The organism is Herbaspirillum sp. WTB6 (assembly GCF_057457785.1).
Window position 1 is genome coordinate 1,570,355 of sequence record NZ_CP176522.1, and the last position, 16,923, is coordinate 1,587,277.

Consider the following 16,923-nt stretch of genomic DNA (forward strand, 5'->3'; position numbering starts at 1 on the left):
TCTCGTCCCTTAGCGGCTTAGTGCGGGTGATAGGTGACACGGTCCGGCACCGGCTTGAAGGTACCCATCCGGCTCCACCACGGCATCAGCAGGAAGAAGCCAAGGTACACAAAAGTGCACACCTGCGTCACTATCGTGCGGCCAGCCGAAACCGGCTGGGTTCCAAGATAGCCGAGCACCAGGAAGGCAATGGCAAACGCGATGTAGACATACTTGTGCCAGTCGGGGCGATAGCGAATCGATTTCACCGGCGAGTGATCCAGCCACGGCAAGCCAGCCAGGATCAGCACCGAAACGCCCATCAGCACCACGCCCCAGAATTTCGCATCGAACACCAGCATGCCGACGATCAGCGCCAAACCGATGACGGCAGCGGCGAGCTTCAGCGTGCTGCGCAATTTCGAGCCAATGAAAATCAGCGCCACATAGGCAACGACGCCGCCGATCAGCCAGTACACGAAGTCGGAGGTAATCGCCCGCAATACCGAGTAGTACGGCGTGAAGTACCACACCGGCGCGATATGCGGCGGCGTGACCAGCGGATCGGCCGGCAGGAAGTTGTTGTATTCGAGGAAGTAGCCGCCCATTTCCGGGGCGAAGAACACCACCGCCGAAAACACGATCAGGAACACGGCGACCGCCATCACGTCATGCACCGAGTAGTACGGGTGGAATGGCACGCCATCCAGCGGAATGCCGTTGGCGTCGGTTTTTTCCTTGATCTCGATACCGTCCGGATTGTTGGAACCGACTTCATGCAGCGCGATGATGTGCGCCACCACCAAGCCGATCAGCACCAGCGGAATCGCAATCACGTGGAACGAGAAGAAACGGTTCAGCGTAGCATCGGACACCACGTAGTCGCCGCGAATCCACAGCGACAGATCGGGGCCGATGAACGGGATCGCGCCGAACAGGTTGACGATCACCTGCGCACCCCAGTACGACATCTGCCCCCACGGCAGCAGGTAGCCGAAGAAGGCTTCGCCCATCAGGCACAGGAAGATGCCGACGCCGAACAGCCAGACCAGTTCGCGCGGCTTGCGATAGGAGCCGTACAACAGGCCGCGCACCATGTGCAGATAGACGACGATGAAGAAGGCCGAGGCGCCGGTCGAGTGCATGTAGCGGATCAGCCAGCCCCAGGAGACGTCGCGCATGATGTATTCGACCGAGGCAAACGCGAGGTTGGCATCCGGCTTGTAATGCATGACGAGGAAGATGCCGGTGACGATCTGGATCACCAGCACCAGCAGGGCGAGCGAGCCGAAGGCGTACCAGAAATTGAAATTCTTGGGGGCGTAATATTCGGAGAGGTGCGCCTTCCAGAGCGAGGTCAGCGGGAAGCGGGCATCCACCCAGTTCAGCGCCTTGTCGGCCAGCGGCGCGTCAGCCGGCAATTGCTTTTCGTGGAATGCCATGATTACGCCTCACCTTTTTCGTCTTTGCCGATCACCAGCTTGGTATCGCCTTCGAACATGTAGCGCGGCACTTCGAGGTTGTCCGGCGCCGGCTTGTTTTTGAACACGCGACCGGCCAGGTCGAAAGTCGAGCCGTGGCACGGACAGAAAAACCCGCCTTGCCAGTCGTCCGGCAGCGAAGGTTGCGCACCCGGCTGGAATTTGGCGGTCGGCGAGCAACCCAGATGGCTGCAAATCCCGACCACCACCAGCAGTTCCGGCTTGATCGAGCGATATTCGTTGTGGGCGTACTCCGGCGTCGCGGCGAACTGGGTACGGTCGGAATTGGGATCGGCAACTTCGCCATCGGTCTTCTTCAGCGTAGCCAGCATCTCGGGTGAGCGCTTCAAGACCCAGACCGGCTTGCCACGCCATTCGACGGTTTTCATCTCGCCATCGACCATGCCGGCGACATCGACTTCAACCGGAGCGCCGGCGGCCTTGGCCCGCTCGGATGGCTGAAAGCTGGATACAAAAGCCCCGGCCGTTGCCAATCCGGCCACCCCGCCCACCGCGCATGTTGCAACCAGCAAGCCGCGGCGAGCTGGATCGACCTGCTTTTCGTTACTCATACCAACCCCAATCAGTCAAAGTGCGAAATCTGTACGAAACCACCACAACCTTTAATTATAACGGAGCCGAACATCGTTTTAAAGCGCGTTTTTAATACGGATAGACTATTTGGCATTGATTTGCGCGAGTTCTTGCTCCGGTTGGCGGTCGCCGCCAGCTCCGGGATGCAACGGCAGGACTACCTGCAACTGGCAGCCCGCAGGGGATGAGTGCAAATGCAGCGTGGCTCCCATATTGGCTGCGCGTGCCCGCATGTTCGCCAAACCTTGCCCGTGCTGGCCGGGCAAATCATCCAGATCCAAACCGTTTCCATTGTCGCTTAGCGTCACTTGCACTTCTTTGCCGGCGACTTCGCCCCCTGCGCAGATCGCCGCCAGATGGGCGCGAGTGGCGCCGGAATGCGCAATCAGATTGGAAAACGCCTCGAACAGGATCATTTGCAAATCGCGCGAGCGCTGGATGGTCCAGTCGGGAATCAGCGGCAGATGGCCAACATCCCAGGTCAACGCGATCCCGGCCGCCTCCAGCCGCGGCGCCAGACGATAGCGCAACGCACCGAGCAGCGAAGCCATATCGCCATCGGTTTCCTGCATCGCATCGACCGTCAGCTTCAAGTGGTCCAGCGCGTCCTGCAACTCCAGCGTGACCGCGGTGCGCGAAGATGCGGGATTTTTCGCCAGTTGCAACGCACTCACCAACTGACTACCCAGCCCGTCATGCATATCGCGCATCAGGCGCGTGCGCTCTTCCAGCATTCCGCGTTTTTTCTCGTTGTGGCGCTCGCGCTCGAATACGATCTGCAGCTCGGCTTCGCGCGCCGCCAGTTGCTGCGCCAGCGTCTGGTTCATCTGCGCCAGCGCGCGCCGATCCTTGCGCATGTGCTCGGCAATGATCCAGGCCAGGGTGACGGCGAAGACCACCCAGGCATAGCGCGCCCACGACACGTAGCCATAGCTGGCGCCGAGAACTTTGATCACGATGAAATCGCGCACCGCCGCCGCCACGGTCAGGATCACGGCAATCGCCAACACCCGCCGCTCCAGCGCATCGCTGCGAATCCCGTTGACTACCACCGCCAGCGCGACCGCCACCGACAACAGTACGATCAAACCCTGGACGACGGTCCACAACCACGGCATGCCGCCCAGCACGAACAGGCAGACCAGCGGCACCGAAAGCAGCAATTGCCAGTCACTGAGGCGCTTGAGCCAACCCCGATGCAGGCCCATCACTTCCAGCGCAAACTTGCAGATCAATACCGGAGCCAGCGCATAACCCGAAAAAATCACCACGCCCCACCAGGGCCAAGGCAGCGGCGAACGCGTCAGCCAGGTATCGCTGACCTGCAATGCCCACAACAATTCGCCCGATCCGTACAGCACGTACAGCGGATTACGCTGGCGCAGCCACAAAATCAACGCCAGCGCGCCGAACACCGCACTGACCACCGCAATCACCAGCGCCCCGGTGATGCGCCAACGGTAATCGCGCTGATATCTGGCTTGCAAGACCTCGGCGTCGCCCACCATCACCGGCGTCAGGCCGCCGTGCCGGCCGCCTTGCGCATCAACGGTGATTTCCAGTGTGTTGCGCGGCTGCAGCAGACCCGCCGGAATCGGATACAGCCGCGGCTCCTTGGAATAGTCTTCATGCGCCCCTTTCGCGCCTACCCGAGCGATCTCGACGCCGTTCAAGCGCATGGAAAAAGTATTTCCGACGCGCAGTATGTACAAGGACTGGGCCGCCGCGATATCGGCGGAATCGAAATGCAGGGTGAACCGGGCCTGACCATCGATGGCCCCCACCTCGGTATCCCAGTTATAAGGCAAGGTCACCTCGGTCGCCGGGCCGGCAGGCGCCGGCCCGGCCAAATCGACCACAACCGATGCCCGATCCAACATACGGGTCAACGGCTCGCTGGAGGCACCCCAGGCCACCAGCGAACAGCCCGCCAGGCAGAGCGAAAGGAATTGGAAGAATCGCCTCAGCACGTCAAGCATCCATCTTATTTTTCATCCGCCGCCCTGACATGGAGGCGAACCCGGTTTATTACCGCGCTGTCGCCCAGACCGTTCAACATCAAACGGTGTCAGCCATAAAAATGTTGGGTATATTGAAATTTTGCTTTATTTTTGAGCGACATGCGACGTATCAACCAGGAGTATCTGCCGGGAGGCATGCCGTTTCAGCAACCATCTACCCTACAGTGACCAGATTATCATTTCCGGACGGCAAACGTCGAGCGGCATCAGGGTTTCTGTTGACCGAACAACCCATCCCGCAACAGGCCCAGCTTGTGCGCCTCGAACACGGCTTCGCTGCGCGAATGCACCGCCAGCTTGCCGTAGATGCTCTTGATATGCGTCTGTACGGTGCCCACGGTGACCGACAGTAGCTGCGCCACTTCGCCGTAGGTATAGCCGCGCGCGATCAGATCCAGCGTTTCCGCCTCGCGCCTGGTCAGCCCCATCAGGCTGGCCGGGTCGGACGGCGCGCCCGCCTCGGCCGCCGGCGCCTTGACGCGCGCCCGCAACAGCACCTTGCGCGCAATCAGCGGGCTCATTGGCGAGCCGCCAGCCCGCAACTCGGTGATGGCACGCACTACATCCAGCCGGTCGGCGTCTTTCAGCAGATAGCCGGAAGCGCCGGCCTCGATCGACGACAAGACGTTTTTTTCATCGCCGAACATGGTGATGACCATGATGTCGCAGCGCGGATGGTGGGCGGCACAGGCATGGATTACCTCGATTCCGGAGCCGTCCGGCAAACCCAGGTCAGTCAGCAAGATGTCGACCTGGTTGGCACCCAGCCAGGTGATCGCCGGCTGAGCCCGCCCGAAGCAGGCGGCCACTCTGAATTCCGCCTGGCCGTCGAGCGCGGCGCACAGATGGGCGCGGGTGCGTGGGTCGTCCTCAACGATGACGACCGCGGCGGGCGAAGGCGGCGCGGTAGGGGATGGCGGCATGGCGATACGGTAGCACGGGATGGTAAAGCAGCCGATTCTGCCCGCCACAGGAACCGGCGCCTCTCATATTCATGAGAGGCGGGTTGCCGGCAAGCACGCCAAACTGCAGCACGTTCCGGCGGTTAGGGCGGGCATCCTTGTAGCTGCGTCTACCATCCCTGCCTCGCCAGCCGCAATCGTATTCGAAACCGGCGCTCTGCCCGACAGCAATGCGGCATTCCTAACCGTGTTTCGAATCCATTTAGTTGCACCAATGAGAGGAGTCGCAAATGAAGCGCCAATTCAAGTACAGCGCCATGGCCAGCCTGATCCTGGCGACGATGTTAACCGCCTGCGGCGGCTCATCGACCACGAGCGGAGGCGATACGCCTCCCGCCCCAACCACCATCACGCTCAGCGGCACGGCCGCGACCGGCGCACCATTCGCCGGCGCCGACATCCGTATTTTCGACAAGACCAATACCGAAGTCGGCAGCGGCACCTCGAGCGCGGACGGCAGCTACTCCATCACGCTGAAAGCCGGCGCCACCCCGCCGTTCGTGCTGAAGGCGGCGCGCGACGACCTGACGCTGGTCAGTGTCGCCGCCGACAACAGCAGCTCGACCATCAACATCACGCCGATCACCAATTTGATCGCAGCACGCCTGTCGACCTCGGGCGACCCGGCCAAGCTGGCCGCGGAATTACAGGCCAACCCGGCCTTGCTCGATCCGGTCAATGTCAACGCCAAGGTCGAGGAAATCGTCACCCTGCTGAAGCCGTTGCTGGACGCGGTCGGCGCCAGCGCCAATCCGCTGACCGGAAAATTCGCCGCCGACGGCACCGGCAGCGACCGCGCACTGGACTCGCTGCTGATCACGATCACCCCCTCCAGCGCGACCACCTCCAACATTTCGGTCGCGGTCAAGCAGCAGACCCCGAATGGCGAGCTGCCGCCAGCGGTCAATTTCACCAGCGACAGCGCGCCGCCGGCAGCCCTACCGCCAGTCGACACCGCCAAGCTGGTCCCGAGCGGCACCGCGCCGCTGATTGACGACTTGCTGCGGCGCATGACCGCCTGCTTCGCGCTGCCGGCAGCCGAGCGCGTCACGACTCCGAATCCAGCCACCGCCACCGCCGCCGACATCAAGGCGGATGCCTGCAAGACGATTTTCCACAACAACGATCCGGCCACTTACAAGAGCGGCGGCAAGCTAGTTGGGGTCGGCCCGCAAACTTCCTTCAACGGGATCTTCAGGGAAGGCGCCACCGGTATGGTGTTTGATCGCGGCAGCTATGAATTCACCCGCGACAATGACAAGAAGGATCTGGTGATCGGCTACCGCAGCACCGACAAGGATGGCAACGTCCAGTACGACACCTTCGCCGTGCGCGCCGACGATCCGGCCAAGCCGACCAGGCTCGCCCTGATCGGCAACCAGAATGATTACGACGGCAGCGTCGTCGCCTATCAGCAGGTGCGCGAATTTTTGAAGCATCCGGCCCATAGCTACGACAGCACCGGCTATGCGTTTAACATTCCGAGGGTTGGCGACCTGAAGAAAGTGGTCGTCACCAGCCCGAAGAACAAGACGCTGATCCTGATCGCCAGCCCCGGCTCCAATATCCTGACTTTCCTGAAGCACGACCAAAGTGGCGCGTCCGGCGCCAGCTTCATCCGCCTGCGTAGCGTGTATGCCAATCCCGCCACCAGTGGCGAGCCGTCCAGCGTCGACACCAGCCAGTTCTTTGCCGCCGACATGGCCAGCGATGCCGAGATCGCCGCCTATCCAGCGCAAAGCACCTGGAAATTCGAGTACTACGCCGGCGCCGACCCCGACAACCTCACGCTGGTGGCGACGCAATACCACAAGACGCGCGCGCGGCCGCTGACCATTGCTGAGTTGCGCACCCAGGGGCTGGCCAGCCTGACCAACACCATCCTGGAGGAGGTGCGATCGGGCCTGACCAATACCGGCCTGCCACTGGATGCCGGTACCAAGGCAGACATTGCATGGGTAGTGCCGGACGGCGCGCTGGCGCCGACCCAGATTAAGCTGTGGGGGCGTTTGGTCGCCAACAAAGCAGTCAACTTCGATGACGCGGCCACGGTGACGTCAAGCGCCCGTAGCGGCATCATCGGCTGCACCCCGGCTTCGCAGCAGGACACGCATTGCGACGGCAACGGCAATTTCGCCACCGGCCTGGAAGCCACCGGCCTGCACCTGTGGGTACGCGACCCGGCCGGCCGCGAGTTCGCCCGCTTCTATCCGTTCTACGGCCTGATCTATTGACGACCGCTGCCGCGGCGGGGCGAAAGCCCGGCCGCGGCCGTAAAACCCAAGTCCGTCCAGACACACCCGGTTTCAAGGGTGTGTCTTTTTGTTCCAACACCCGAAACCACACTTCATACCGAGCTATCGACACACGCGAAAGCTCGCCGCCTTCCCTGCCACCGGACAGCATATCCCGGCTCCAGCCGCCTCCCATATTGGTGGGAGGCGCATTGACGCAAGGGCCGCCAGAATTGGCACCTCTTGCCACCTCGCAATCAATCCATCGCGCGGAGCATAAAACCGGCATTAGCCCCTTTCCTCACCATCATCGTTTGCGCCAATCACATGAGCCATTGGCTGCCCCGTTCGGTACGGAGCATCACCTCCGGCGCTGCGGCCCCTCAGTTCGATTGACAACATCAATGAATCGTAACGCCACACATTTTTGCCAACGGAGGCTATACCAATGAACCTTACTTTCAAACGGCTCGGCGCGGCCTTTGCCGGCTCGATGCTGCTACTCCTGGCCGCGGCTTGCGGTGGCGGCTCAAGCTCCGGCAGCCCGGACCCCGACCCCAAATCGCCGAGCATTTCCGGCACGGCTGCGGTCGGCGCGCCATTGGTCGGCACGGTCACCATTAAGGACGCCCTCGGCGTCACGCGCGGCCCGACGCCGATTGGCGCCAATGGCGCCTACACCGTCGACGTGACCGGGATGACACCTCCATTCGTATTCCGCGCCCAGGGTGAAGCCAACGGCGAAAAATACATCGTCCATTCGATCGCCACCGCGGCCGATACCAATGGCAATATCAACATCACGCAACTGACCGATCTGGTGGTCGCCAACGTCGCACGCCAGACCGCAAGCAGCTATTTCGAACAATTCAAGGACAACAGTGCGAGCGCGGACAAGGCAGCCATCGACGCCCAGGTGAAGACGTTGACCGACAAGCTGGCAGCTGTGCTGCAGGCCCTGGGCGTGGAAGCCGCGGTCGACCTGTTGCGCACGCCATTCACGCCGTATAAGGATGCGCTGGACAAGGCGCTGGATGCGATTCGTGTGTCAATCGACGAGAAGGCCAACACGGCCACCATTTCCACCCTGGTCAACACCAGCCGTATCAGCTACGCGCTGGCTACCGGACCGGCCGCAGAGGCGCCGCTCAGCGACGAGAACATCAAGACCGGCGCGACCGACATGGAGCTGGTGAAAAAAGCAGTAACCGACTTTTCCACCAAATTCGCCACCAGCCTGCCGAACCCGGCAGACCTGAAGCCGCTGCTGACTTCCGGCTTCCTGAACGATGATGTCGGCCGCGATGCCTTCGTTGCCGACATGAGCAGCTTCTCGCTGCTGGTCGGCGGTGCGTTTACCGACATCACGATCCACGGCATCGACTACAGCGCGGTCAACAATCTGGGGGCTCCAGCCCCGACCGCACGCATCTCCTTCACGATCCAGACCAAGGAGGGTATCGAACTCGGCCGCCTGCCGAACTGGCGCGTGCGTCGCGGCGACGATGGCGTCTGGAGGCTGCACGGCAACCAGCGGGTACTATCGATTGAAGGTTTCGCCAGCATGACCAAGATCAGCTACGGAGACTATGAATGCCGCAGCACCGGGCTGAACTTCAATATCGAAAACCTCAACCCCGACAACGACGGCGGCAGCATCGCCTATATCCTGGCCACCGGCCCCGGCTTGCCCAACGGCGGCGTGCGCTACGATGCACCCGAACTGGGTGGGCGCTGGAACATCGGCGATACCGGCCACACCAACTACATCATGGCGTCATACTGTGGCACCGACCCGGTCGCCCAGGAACTTCCAGACACCGCGATCGCGGCCATTCCCGACAATGCATACTATACGCTGACCGCCTACGGCAGCGACGATCAAAAGATCAACTTCCCATCCGGTACCGGCAATGCCAACGGCACCTATTTCATCGTGGTCGAACGCCGTCCGCTGACCGCCGCGGAGTTGGCCGCCAGCGCGGCGTTTCCGACCATCACCTCACCCAGCCTCGCCGATTTTTCCAGTTATACCAGCGGTGCGCTGACGGTAACCGCCAGCAACGTCACACCGTCGAAATCAGCCTGGGTGCGAATGCGGCAGTTCCTGAGTCCTTCCGGTTCGCTGCGCGATGAGGAAAACACCGTCTTGCCGGCCGTCGACGGCAGCCTTCGTACCTCGTTTTCCTTCAGTGCCCCGAATGATGGCGACAGTATCGTCTCGCGCGCGCTGTCGGTCGAATCGCCCGATGCCTACCGGCGTAATTTCTTCAGCGCCTACGCCGCCTACGTTTTCTGAAGCGCAGCAACGCCAGCAACGTCCCCGACCCCGCCACCCGGCGGGTTTTTTTCGGTCACACGGCCGACTGCCTACTGACTGACACCTTCAAACCGGATTGTCGATATCGATGAAGCAATGCTGCAAGCCGAAGCGCTGCGCCAGATGTTCGCCCAGCGCCTGCACGCCGTAACGCTCGGTCGCATGGTGGCCGCAAGCCAGGTAGGCAACGCCCGATTCGCGCGCCAGATGCACGGTCGGCTCCGAGATTTCCCCACTCAGAAAGACGCTGGCTCCGGCCTCGATTGCCGCGCCCAGCAAATTCTGGGCGGCGCCAGTGCACCAGCCGATCGGACCCAGCGGCTGCGCCGGATCGCCGATCAGCAAGGGGGTCCGTCCCAGGCGCTGCTCGACCCGTTGCGCCAAGTCGCCGACGCTGCGCAAGGCCGGCCCGTCCGCGTGCTCCGCCACGCCCAGCCAGCCCAGATTATCGTCGCCAAAGCGCGCCTGCGGTTTCAGGCCGAGCCGCTCTCCCAATTGCGCGTTATTGCCCCACTGCGGATGCAAGTCGAGCGGCAGGTGATAGGCCAGCAGATTGATGTCATGCTCCAGCAACAGTTTCAGCCGCTTATGCTTCTGGCCGATCACGCGCGCATCTTCGCCACGCCAGAAATAGCCGTGATGTACCAGCACCGCATCCGCTTTGCAGGCGATGGCGGCCTCGATCAACGCCTGGCTGGCAGTCACGCCGGTCACCAGCATGCCGATCGTCGCGCGGCCTTCCACCTGCAAACCGTTGGGGCAATAATCCGGAAGTTGTGTAATATCTAAGGCTTGCGCCAGATATTGCGTAATCTCTTCCCTTTTGACTGTTTTCAGATTCATTTCCACTCCGTTTCCCCTGATCTCTATGCGACGTCTCTGGCTGCTGTTTGCCCAAACCATCACCATCGTGCTGGCGCTCTGGTTCATTGTAGCGACCTTGAAACCCGACTGGCGGCTTGGCTTGCCGGGCCGCATGCCGGGCACGGCGGTGGCACCGGCAACAATCCCGCTGCAGGAAGCCCCGATGGCGCCGCCTGGGCCAGGGTCCTACCGCGATGCCGCCAAGCGGGCAATGCCGTCGGTGGTGAATATTTTCACCACCAAGGAAGCGCGGCAACCGCAAAACCCGTTTCTGGATGACCCTTTCTTCCGCAAGTTTTTTGGCGATCGTTTTGGCGAGCAGGAAGAAAAACAGTCCAGCCTCGGCTCGGGCGTGATCGTCAGTTCGCAAGGCTACATCCTGACCAACAACCACGTGGTCGAAGCCGCCGACGAAATCGAGGTGGCGCTGGCCGATGGTCGCAAGGCATCCGCCAGAGTGGTCGGCGCCGATCCCGAAACCGATTTGGCGGTGGTCAAGATCGACCTACCCAACCTGCCGGCGATCACGCTCGGGCATATCGAGCAAGCCCGGGTCGGCGACGTCGTGCTGGCGATTGGCAATCCGTTCGGCGTCGGCCAGACGGTGACGATGGGCATCATCTCGGCGCTGGGGCGCAGCCATCTCGGCATCAACACCTTCGAGAATTTCATCCAGACCGATGCCGCCATCAATCCCGGCAACTCGGGTGGTGCGCTGACCGACATCGATGGCAATCTGCTCGGCATCAATACCGCGATTTATTCGCGCAGTGGCGGCTCGCTCGGCATCGGCTTCGCAATTCCGGTATCGACCGTCAAGTCGGTGATGGATTCGATCATCAAGACCGGTCAGGTGGTGCGCGGCTGGATCGGGGTTGAACCGCAAGACATCACGCCGGAGTTGGCGGAAAGCTTCGGCCTGACCACCAAGACCGGCACCATCATTGCCGGCATCCTGAAAAACGGCCCGGCCGACAAGGCCGGCATGAAGCCGGGGGACATCCTGGTCGCAATCAATGGCGCGCCAGTCAACGACACCACGGCCATGTTGAACCTGATCGCGCAACTGCCGCCGGGTGAGCGCGCCGAAATGAAAGTGCTGCGCAAGGGGCGCGAAGCGACCTTGAGCGTGGTGGTCGGCAAACGGCCGAGTCCGGTGCGCCAAGACAGATAACCTGGCGCTGTCCATCCAGCAAAATCAAAATCGATGCATATCCGCGACCTGACCGGCTTTCTGTCGGAATTGAAGGAAAACAATAACCGCGCCTGGTTCGTGATGAACCAGCCGCGCTACGATATTTTGCGCGCCGAATTCCTGCAGTCGGTAACCCGCGTGATTGCCGGCGCCGCCAGGTTCGACCCGGCGGTGGCCGGCTGCAATCCGAAAAAGGCCATATTCCGCTTCCATCGCGACTTGCGTTTCGCGCACGACAAGCAGCCTTACAAAACCTCGTTTTCAGCCGCCATTACCGCCAGCGGCTTGCGGCGACCGAGCCAGGCCGGCGGTCCGATGTATTACTTCCAGATCAATGCCGAAGGCATGCTGACGATAGCCGGCGGCGAATTCCGCCCGCCGCCTGATCGGCTGCGTGCGATTCGGCGGCACCTGATCGAGGATGCGGCGGGGTTTGAACGGATGCTGAAGAGTCGCACGCTGCGCGGCGCGTACGGCGATCTGCGTCGGCACGACCAGCTGGCGCGCCTGCCGAAGGGGTTTGCGGCGGACGCGCCGCACGCCGATTATCTGCGGCTGAAGAGCTTTACCGTGGCGCGCGAACTGCCCTTGCTGCAGACGGCGCCGGAGAAGCTGGAGCCGGAAATCCTGACCGGGTTCCGTCAGGTCTGGCCACTGGTTGCCTGGCTACGCGCGGCGCAGTAGTGCCGCAATGTCACCCTAAACGGTTTCTTCCGGGGCCTGCGTCACCTTGACGAACAGTGGCGCCAGCAGCAAGCCGATTTCATACAGCAGGCACAAGGGCACCGCCAGCAGCATCTGGCTCATGATATCGGGCGGCGTCACGACTGCGGCGACGACGAAGGCGCCGACGATCACGTAGGGGCGGATCTGCTTCAGCTTCTCGACCGTGACAAGCCCCATGCGCACCAGCACCACCACCACTACCGGCACTTCGAAGGTGATGCCAAAGGCAATGAACATCGTCATCACGAAACCAAAGTAACTGTCGATGTCGGGCGCCACCGAAATCGAATGCGGGGCAAAGTTGTTGATGAACTTGAACACCACGCCGAACACCAGGAAATAGCAGAAGGCGACGCCGCCGACGAACAGCAGCGAGGATGAGATCACCAGCGGCGCCACCAGGCGCTTTTCGTGCGCGTAGAGGCCGGGCGCGACGAATGCCCACATCTGGTACAGCACCCACGGCAGCGCCACGATGAAGGCCACCAGCAAGGTCACCTTGACCGGGATCAGGAACGGCGTGATGACGCCAGTGGCGATCATCTTGCTGCCGGCCGGCAAGGCCGCCATCATCGGATGCGCCAGCAAGTCATAGATGTCGGCCGCCCACGGCATCAGGCATAGGAAAATCACGATGATCGCCGCCGAGGCTTTCATGATGCGATTGCGCAACTCGACCAGATGCGAGATGAACGTATCTTCCGCGCCGGTGGTTTTCTGTTCTTCAGTCATCAGGCACGACAAAAAAAGGAGGTTCGGTGGAGGGATGTCGGATGCTGGCGGACGAATGCGCACGGTAGGCAGGCCTGCCGCCAACCACGGATGGCGGTTGCATCAATAGAAGCTGCCAGAGGATTTGCCGCTGGCCGGTCGATAGCGCGCCACCCGCGCGGCGCCGGAAATCACGCGTGCCTTGTGGCCAGTCTGGCGCTTGTACCAGGAGGGAATCGCCGAGCTGTGGGCCAGCTTCTTTTTGCGGAAATTCCTGGCCTTGAGCATCGGCGCATCCAGCTTGAATGGCGCAACCGGGGTGTCATCATCGCTCCGGTCCGAGGCCTCGCTCCAGGCCGCATTCAACGAGCTTTCGGTATCGGACATGCCCTTGGCGATGCTCTGCTCGACATCGCTGGCCGCCTCCTGCACGTCCTTTTGCATCTTGCGCAGTTCTTCCAGCTCGATTTCGCGGCTGACTTCCGACTTGACTTCGTTGATGTAGCGCTGCGCGCGGCCAAACAACGAGCCCGCCATGCGCGCCACGGTCGGCAATTTTTCCGGGCCGATCACCACCAGGGCAACCAGTCCGACCAGCGCGATTTTTGTAAGGCCGATATCAATCATGGCGATTATGCAATAGCCGTGACCCGCGTCCGGCGCCGCCCGGCAACAGCCGGCGCCGGGTTTCCTTCAAGACGGGCCGCAGGCTTTATGCCTTTTCTTTTTCCTTGGCTTGCACGTCGATCGTGGTCTGGTCGGCGACCTGCGACGGCGGAGCGTTCTTTTGCGCCTGGGTTTCTTCTTCGGCGCCCTTCACGCCATCCTTGAAGCCCTTGACCGCCTTGCCCAGATCGCTGCCCATGTTGCCCAGCTTCTTGGTGCCGAATACCAACATCACGATCACCAGCACGATCAGCCAGTGCCAGATACTAATTGAGCCCATGTTTCTCTCCTTGCGGGACCCGGTCCCGGATGAATATGGCCGTCGACAACGACGGGGAAATTGCTATTTTAAGGCGCTTTCAGGTCGCGCGATTGACGGCGCCGCTCATCGTCGTCGCTAGCGTTGCCCGCGCCACGGTCGCGGGCCGCCGATGATGTGCAGATGCAGATGGTACACCTCCTGTCCGCCGTCGGGGCCGACGTTGAACAGCGTCTTGTAGCCGCCGCTGTGGTTGCCGTCGGCGTCCACCTTGACCCCGCAGCCCTGTTCATCGGCCAGTTGCCGGCCGAGCAGAGTCATGCGGCCGAGCAGGCCGGCGTGCTGTTCGCCGCAATCCGGCAGCATCGCGATATGCTGTTTCGGGATGATCAGGAAATGAATCGGCGCCGCCGGATTGATGTCGTGAAACGCCATCAGTTCGTCGTTCTCGTAAATGATTTCCGATGGGATCTGTTTCTTCCCGATCTTGCAAAAAATGCAGTTATCCAAGTTTTCCTCGCCTGTCCCTGATTGAAATCCCGGCGCCATCCCGCATGTCGGTGTGGTGTTGCAAGCTAGTCCTTGCCCTCCGCATGTTCGCGCTGCAGTAGTTTGCGATTGGCCTTTTCCTCGATGCCGGAGATCCCTTCGCGCCGCGCCAGCTCATCCAGCACCTGCTGCGGCGTCAACTCGAACTGCGCCAGCATGATCAGCGAATGAAACCACAGGTCGGCGCATTCATACAGCACTTTCGAGGAGTCGCCGCCGGCGCGGGCATCTTTTGCCGCCATCACGGTTTCGGTGGCTTCCTCGCCGATTTTTTTCAGGATCGCGTCATCGCCCTTGGCAAACAGCCGAGCCACATAGGATTTCTCCGGGTCGCCGCCGTTGGCCGGCTTGCGCGATTCGATCACTGCGGCCAGCCGCTGCAGGGTGTCACTCATGATTTTCGTTTGCCTTGTAAATTCGGGCCGGTTCTTTCAGCACCGGCTCCACGGTATGCCATTCGCGCTCGCCGCCCTCGCCTTCCAGTTTCTGGAAAAAGCAGGCGTGACGGCCGGTGTGGCAAGCGATGCCGCCGCTCTGCTCGACTTTCAGCAGCACCACGTCTTCATCGCAATCGAGGCGGATTTCCAGCACCTTCTGCACATGGCCGGATTCCTCGCCCTTGTGCCACAGCTTCTTGCGCGAGCGGCTCCAATACACGGCTTCGCCGGAGGTCACGGTCTGCGCCAGCGCCTCGCGGTTCATCCAGGCGAACATCAGCACGTCACCGGAAACGGCTTCCTGCGCGATCACCGGCACCAGGCCGTGCTCGTCCCACTTCACCTTGCTCAGCCATTTGCCGCTCAGGGTCATGTCAGCCTCACCGGAATCTGTTGCTCGGCCATGAAACGCTTGGCTTCCTGCACCGTGTGCTGGCCGTAGTGGAAGATGCTGGCGGCCAGCACGGCATCGGCGCGCCCGAGCTTGATGCCGTCGGCCAGGTCCTGCAGGCCGCCGACGCCGCCGGAGGCGATCACCGGAATCGACACCGCGTCCGACACCGCGCGCGTCAGTTCCAGGTCGAAGCCGCTCTTGGTGCCGTCGCGGTCCATGCTGGTCAGCAGGATTTCGCCGGCGCCCAGATCGGCCATCTTGCGCGCCCAGTCGACGACATCGAGGCCGGTGCGGTTGCGGCCGCCATGGGTGAATACTTCCCATGTGCCGGGGGCGGTTTGCTTGGCGTCGATCGCGACCACGATGCACTGCGAGCCATGCTTTTGCGCCGCTTCGAACACCAGTTGCGGATTGGTCACGGCAGTGGTGTTGATGCTGACCTTGTCGGCGCCGGCGTTCAACAGGCGCCGCACGTCTTCCAGCACGCGCACGCCGCCGCCGACCGTCAACGGGATGAATACCTGCGAGGCGACCGCTTCGATGATTGGCAGGATCAGGTCGCGCCCGTCCGAAGATGCTGTGATGTCGAGAAAGGTCAGCTCGTCGGCGCCCTGTTCGTCGTAGCGGCGCGCGATCTCGACCGGGTCGCCGGCGTCGCGCAGTTCGACGAAATTGACACCCTTGACGACGCGCCCGGCGGTGACGTCGAGGCAGGGGATGATGCGTTTGGCAAGCGTCATGTCGGATCGGCCTCAATCGATTCCGGCGGGCACAAGAAGTCGGCTCGTTCCTGCGCCGAGCGCAGATCGAGCGTGCCTTCATAGATCGCGCGGCCGCAGATCACGCCTTCGATTCCTTCGTCCTGCACCGCGCACAGCGCCTCGACATCCTTGACGGTGTGCACGCCGCCCGAGGCGATGACCGGAATCGTCATGCTGCGCGCCAGCCGCACGGTGGCATCGATATTGACGCCGCCCATCATGCCGTCGCGGCCGATGTCGGTATAGACGATCGCTTCGCAGCCGTAATCCTCGAATTTTTTCGCCAGGTCGATCACTTCATGGCCGGACAGCTTGCTCCAGCCGTCGGTCGCCACCTTGCCGTCCTTCGCATCGAGGCCGACGATGATCTGGCCCGGGAAGGCGCTGCAGGCGTCGTGCAGGAAACCGGGGTTCTTGACCGCCGCAGTGCCGATGATGATGTAGGACAGGCCGCCGTCCAGATAGTGTTCGATGGTGTCGAGATCGCGAATGCCGCCGCCCAGTTGCACCGGGATTTCGTCGACCTCGTGCTCGGCCGCGAACTCGCGCACCGCGCGCAGGATTCCCTTGACCGCCGCTTCGTTCTTCGGCTTGCCGGCGAAAGCGCCATTCAGGTCGACTAGGTGCAGCCGGCGCGCTCCCTGCGCCAGCCAGTGGCGCGCCATCTCGGCCGGGTCTTCGGAAAACACGGTGGCTTGGTTCATGTCGCCCTGTTTCAGGCGCACGCAATGACCGTCTTTGAGGTCGATGGCAGGTATCAGCAGCATGGC

17 protein-coding genes are annotated in these 16,923 nt (G+C 62.0%); 4 read left to right on the forward strand and 13 right to left on the reverse strand.

Going from position 1 to position 16,923, the window contains the following annotated elements; genetic code table 11:
* Positions 1-17: 17 nt before the first annotated feature.
* The 4 genes from ACK2VC_RS07255 to ACK2VC_RS07270 form a co-directional block, all read right to left on the reverse strand.
* Positions 18-1,424: a cytochrome b gene (locus ACK2VC_RS07255; RefSeq protein ID WP_486733190.1), complete on the reverse strand. Its 1,407-nt coding sequence runs from the start codon at positions 1,422-1,424 to the stop codon at positions 18-20.
* Positions 1,424-2,032, reverse strand: a complete 609-nt coding sequence (petA, locus tag ACK2VC_RS07260) for a ubiquinol-cytochrome c reductase iron-sulfur subunit (RefSeq protein ID WP_486732929.1) — start codon at positions 2,030-2,032, stop codon at positions 1,424-1,426. Before petA ends, ACK2VC_RS07255 begins: the two co-directional genes overlap by 1 nt.
* Before the next feature lie 105 nt (positions 2,033-2,137).
* Positions 2,138-4,024 carry a sensor histidine kinase gene (locus tag ACK2VC_RS07265; RefSeq protein ID WP_486732930.1) on the reverse strand — a complete coding sequence of 629 codons (1,887 nt, stop codon included), beginning with the start codon at positions 4,022-4,024 and terminating at the stop codon, positions 2,138-2,140.
* 257 nt (positions 4,025-4,281) lie between these two features.
* Complete coding sequence (locus ACK2VC_RS07270; protein WP_486732931.1) at positions 4,282-4,998, reverse strand: response regulator; 717 nt, start codon at positions 4,996-4,998, stop codon at positions 4,282-4,284.
* A 269-nt stretch (positions 4,999-5,267) separates the two neighbouring features.
* Here ACK2VC_RS07270 and ACK2VC_RS07275 point away from each other — a divergent pair, with 269 nt between their 5' ends.
* A complete protein-coding gene (locus tag ACK2VC_RS07275; RefSeq protein WP_486732932.1) occupies positions 5,268-7,271 on the forward strand; it encodes an Ig-like domain-containing protein in 2,004 nt (667 codons plus the stop codon).
* A 448-nt stretch (positions 7,272-7,719) separates the two neighbouring features.
* Positions 7,720-9,570 carry a hypothetical protein gene (locus ACK2VC_RS07280; protein WP_486732933.1) on the forward strand — a complete coding sequence of 617 codons (1,851 nt, stop codon included), beginning with the start codon at positions 7,720-7,722 and terminating at the stop codon, positions 9,568-9,570.
* A gap of 87 nt (positions 9,571-9,657) precedes the next feature.
* On the opposite strand, the gene ACK2VC_RS07285 is transcribed toward ACK2VC_RS07280, so the two are convergent.
* The gene (locus ACK2VC_RS07285) at positions 9,658-10,434 is read right to left on the reverse strand and encodes a Nif3-like dinuclear metal center hexameric protein (protein WP_486732935.1); all 777 of its coding nucleotides are present in this window, start codon (positions 10,432-10,434) and stop codon (positions 9,658-9,660) included.
* Between the two features lie 25 nt (positions 10,435-10,459).
* Between ACK2VC_RS07285 and ACK2VC_RS07290 the strand changes: the two genes are divergently transcribed.
* Entirely contained in the window at positions 10,460-11,629 is a 1,170-nt protein-coding gene (locus ACK2VC_RS07290) for a Do family serine endopeptidase (protein WP_486732936.1), read from the forward strand.
* Positions 11,630-11,662: 33 nt separating this feature from the next.
* Complete coding sequence (locus ACK2VC_RS07295) at positions 11,663-12,334, forward strand: DUF2461 domain-containing protein (RefSeq protein ID WP_486732937.1); 672 nt, start codon at positions 11,663-11,665, stop codon at positions 12,332-12,334.
* 15 nt (positions 12,335-12,349) lie between these two features.
* Here the strand turns inward: ACK2VC_RS07295 and tatC are convergent, their stop codons facing one another.
* From tatC to hisA, 8 genes are all read right to left on the reverse strand, one after another.
* Positions 12,350-13,108 carry a twin-arginine translocase subunit TatC gene (gene tatC, locus ACK2VC_RS07300; RefSeq protein WP_486732938.1) on the reverse strand — a complete coding sequence of 253 codons (759 nt, stop codon included), beginning with the start codon at positions 13,106-13,108 and terminating at the stop codon, positions 12,350-12,352.
* 102 nt (positions 13,109-13,210) lie between these two features.
* Positions 13,211-13,714: a Sec-independent protein translocase protein TatB gene (gene tatB / locus ACK2VC_RS07305; protein ID WP_486732939.1), complete on the reverse strand. Its 504-nt coding sequence runs from the start codon at positions 13,712-13,714 to the stop codon at positions 13,211-13,213.
* A gap of 85 nt (positions 13,715-13,799) precedes the next feature.
* On the reverse strand, positions 13,800-14,033 hold the full coding sequence (tatA, locus tag ACK2VC_RS07310; protein WP_486732940.1) for a Sec-independent protein translocase subunit TatA: 234 nt from the start codon (positions 14,031-14,033) through the stop codon (positions 13,800-13,802).
* Between the two features lie 117 nt (positions 14,034-14,150).
* Positions 14,151-14,522, reverse strand: coding sequence for a histidine triad nucleotide-binding protein (locus tag ACK2VC_RS07315; RefSeq protein WP_486732941.1), 372 nt, complete (start codon positions 14,520-14,522; stop codon positions 14,151-14,153).
* Between the two features lie 65 nt (positions 14,523-14,587).
* Entirely contained in the window at positions 14,588-14,956 is a 369-nt protein-coding gene (locus ACK2VC_RS07320; RefSeq protein ID WP_486732942.1) for a phosphoribosyl-ATP diphosphatase, read from the reverse strand.
* Positions 14,949-15,371, reverse strand: coding sequence for a phosphoribosyl-AMP cyclohydrolase (hisI, locus tag ACK2VC_RS07325; protein WP_486732943.1), 423 nt, complete (start codon positions 15,369-15,371; stop codon positions 14,949-14,951). The genes ACK2VC_RS07320 and hisI overlap by 8 nt, the downstream gene beginning before the upstream one ends.
* On the reverse strand, positions 15,368-16,132 hold the full coding sequence (gene hisF / locus ACK2VC_RS07330; RefSeq protein ID WP_486732944.1) for an imidazole glycerol phosphate synthase subunit HisF: 765 nt from the start codon (positions 16,130-16,132) through the stop codon (positions 15,368-15,370). Before hisF ends, hisI begins: the two co-directional genes overlap by 4 nt.
* On the reverse strand, positions 16,129-16,920 hold the full coding sequence (gene hisA, locus ACK2VC_RS07335; protein WP_486732945.1) for a 1-(5-phosphoribosyl)-5-[(5-phosphoribosylamino)methylideneamino]imidazole-4-carboxamide isomerase: 792 nt from the start codon (positions 16,918-16,920) through the stop codon (positions 16,129-16,131). Before hisA ends, hisF begins: the two co-directional genes overlap by 4 nt.
* Between the last annotated feature and the right edge of the window lie 3 nt (positions 16,921-16,923).

Bases quoted from the DNA above. Each gene is read 5' to 3' on its own strand.
- petA (WP_486732929.1), bottom strand. From the start codon at position 2,032: ATGAGTAACGAAAAGCAGGTCGATCCAGCTCGCCGCGGCTTGCTGGTT.
- ACK2VC_RS07270 (WP_486732931.1), bottom strand. From the start codon at position 4,998: ATGCCGCCATCCCCTACCGCGCCGCCTTCGCCCGCCGCGGTCGTCATC.
- ACK2VC_RS07275 (WP_486732932.1), top strand. From the start codon at position 5,268: ATGAAGCGCCAATTCAAGTACAGCGCCATGGCCAGCCTGATCCTGGCG.
- ACK2VC_RS07280 (WP_486732933.1), top strand. From the start codon at position 7,720: ATGAACCTTACTTTCAAACGGCTCGGCGCGGCCTTTGCCGGCTCGATG.
- ACK2VC_RS07285 (WP_486732935.1), bottom strand. From the start codon at position 10,434: ATGAATCTGAAAACAGTCAAAAGGGAAGAGATTACGCAATATCTGGCG.
- ACK2VC_RS07290 (WP_486732936.1), top strand. From the start codon at position 10,460: ATGCGACGTCTCTGGCTGCTGTTTGCCCAAACCATCACCATCGTGCTG.
- ACK2VC_RS07295 (WP_486732937.1), top strand. From the start codon at position 11,663: ATGCATATCCGCGACCTGACCGGCTTTCTGTCGGAATTGAAGGAAAAC.
- tatC (WP_486732938.1), bottom strand. From the start codon at position 13,108: ATGACTGAAGAACAGAAAACCACCGGCGCGGAAGATACGTTCATCTCG.
- tatB (WP_486732939.1), bottom strand. From the start codon at position 13,714: ATGATTGATATCGGCCTTACAAAAATCGCGCTGGTCGGACTGGTTGCC.
- tatA (WP_486732940.1), bottom strand. From the start codon at position 14,033: ATGGGCTCAATTAGTATCTGGCACTGGCTGATCGTGCTGGTGATCGTG.
- ACK2VC_RS07320 (WP_486732942.1), bottom strand. From the start codon at position 14,956: ATGAGTGACACCCTGCAGCGGCTGGCCGCAGTGATCGAATCGCGCAAG.
- hisI (WP_486732943.1), bottom strand. From the start codon at position 15,371: ATGACCCTGAGCGGCAAATGGCTGAGCAAGGTGAAGTGGGACGAGCAC.
- hisF (WP_486732944.1), bottom strand. From the start codon at position 16,132: ATGACGCTTGCCAAACGCATCATCCCCTGCCTCGACGTCACCGCCGGG.
- hisA (WP_486732945.1), bottom strand. From the start codon at position 16,920: ATGCTGCTGATACCTGCCATCGACCTCAAAGACGGTCATTGCGTGCGC.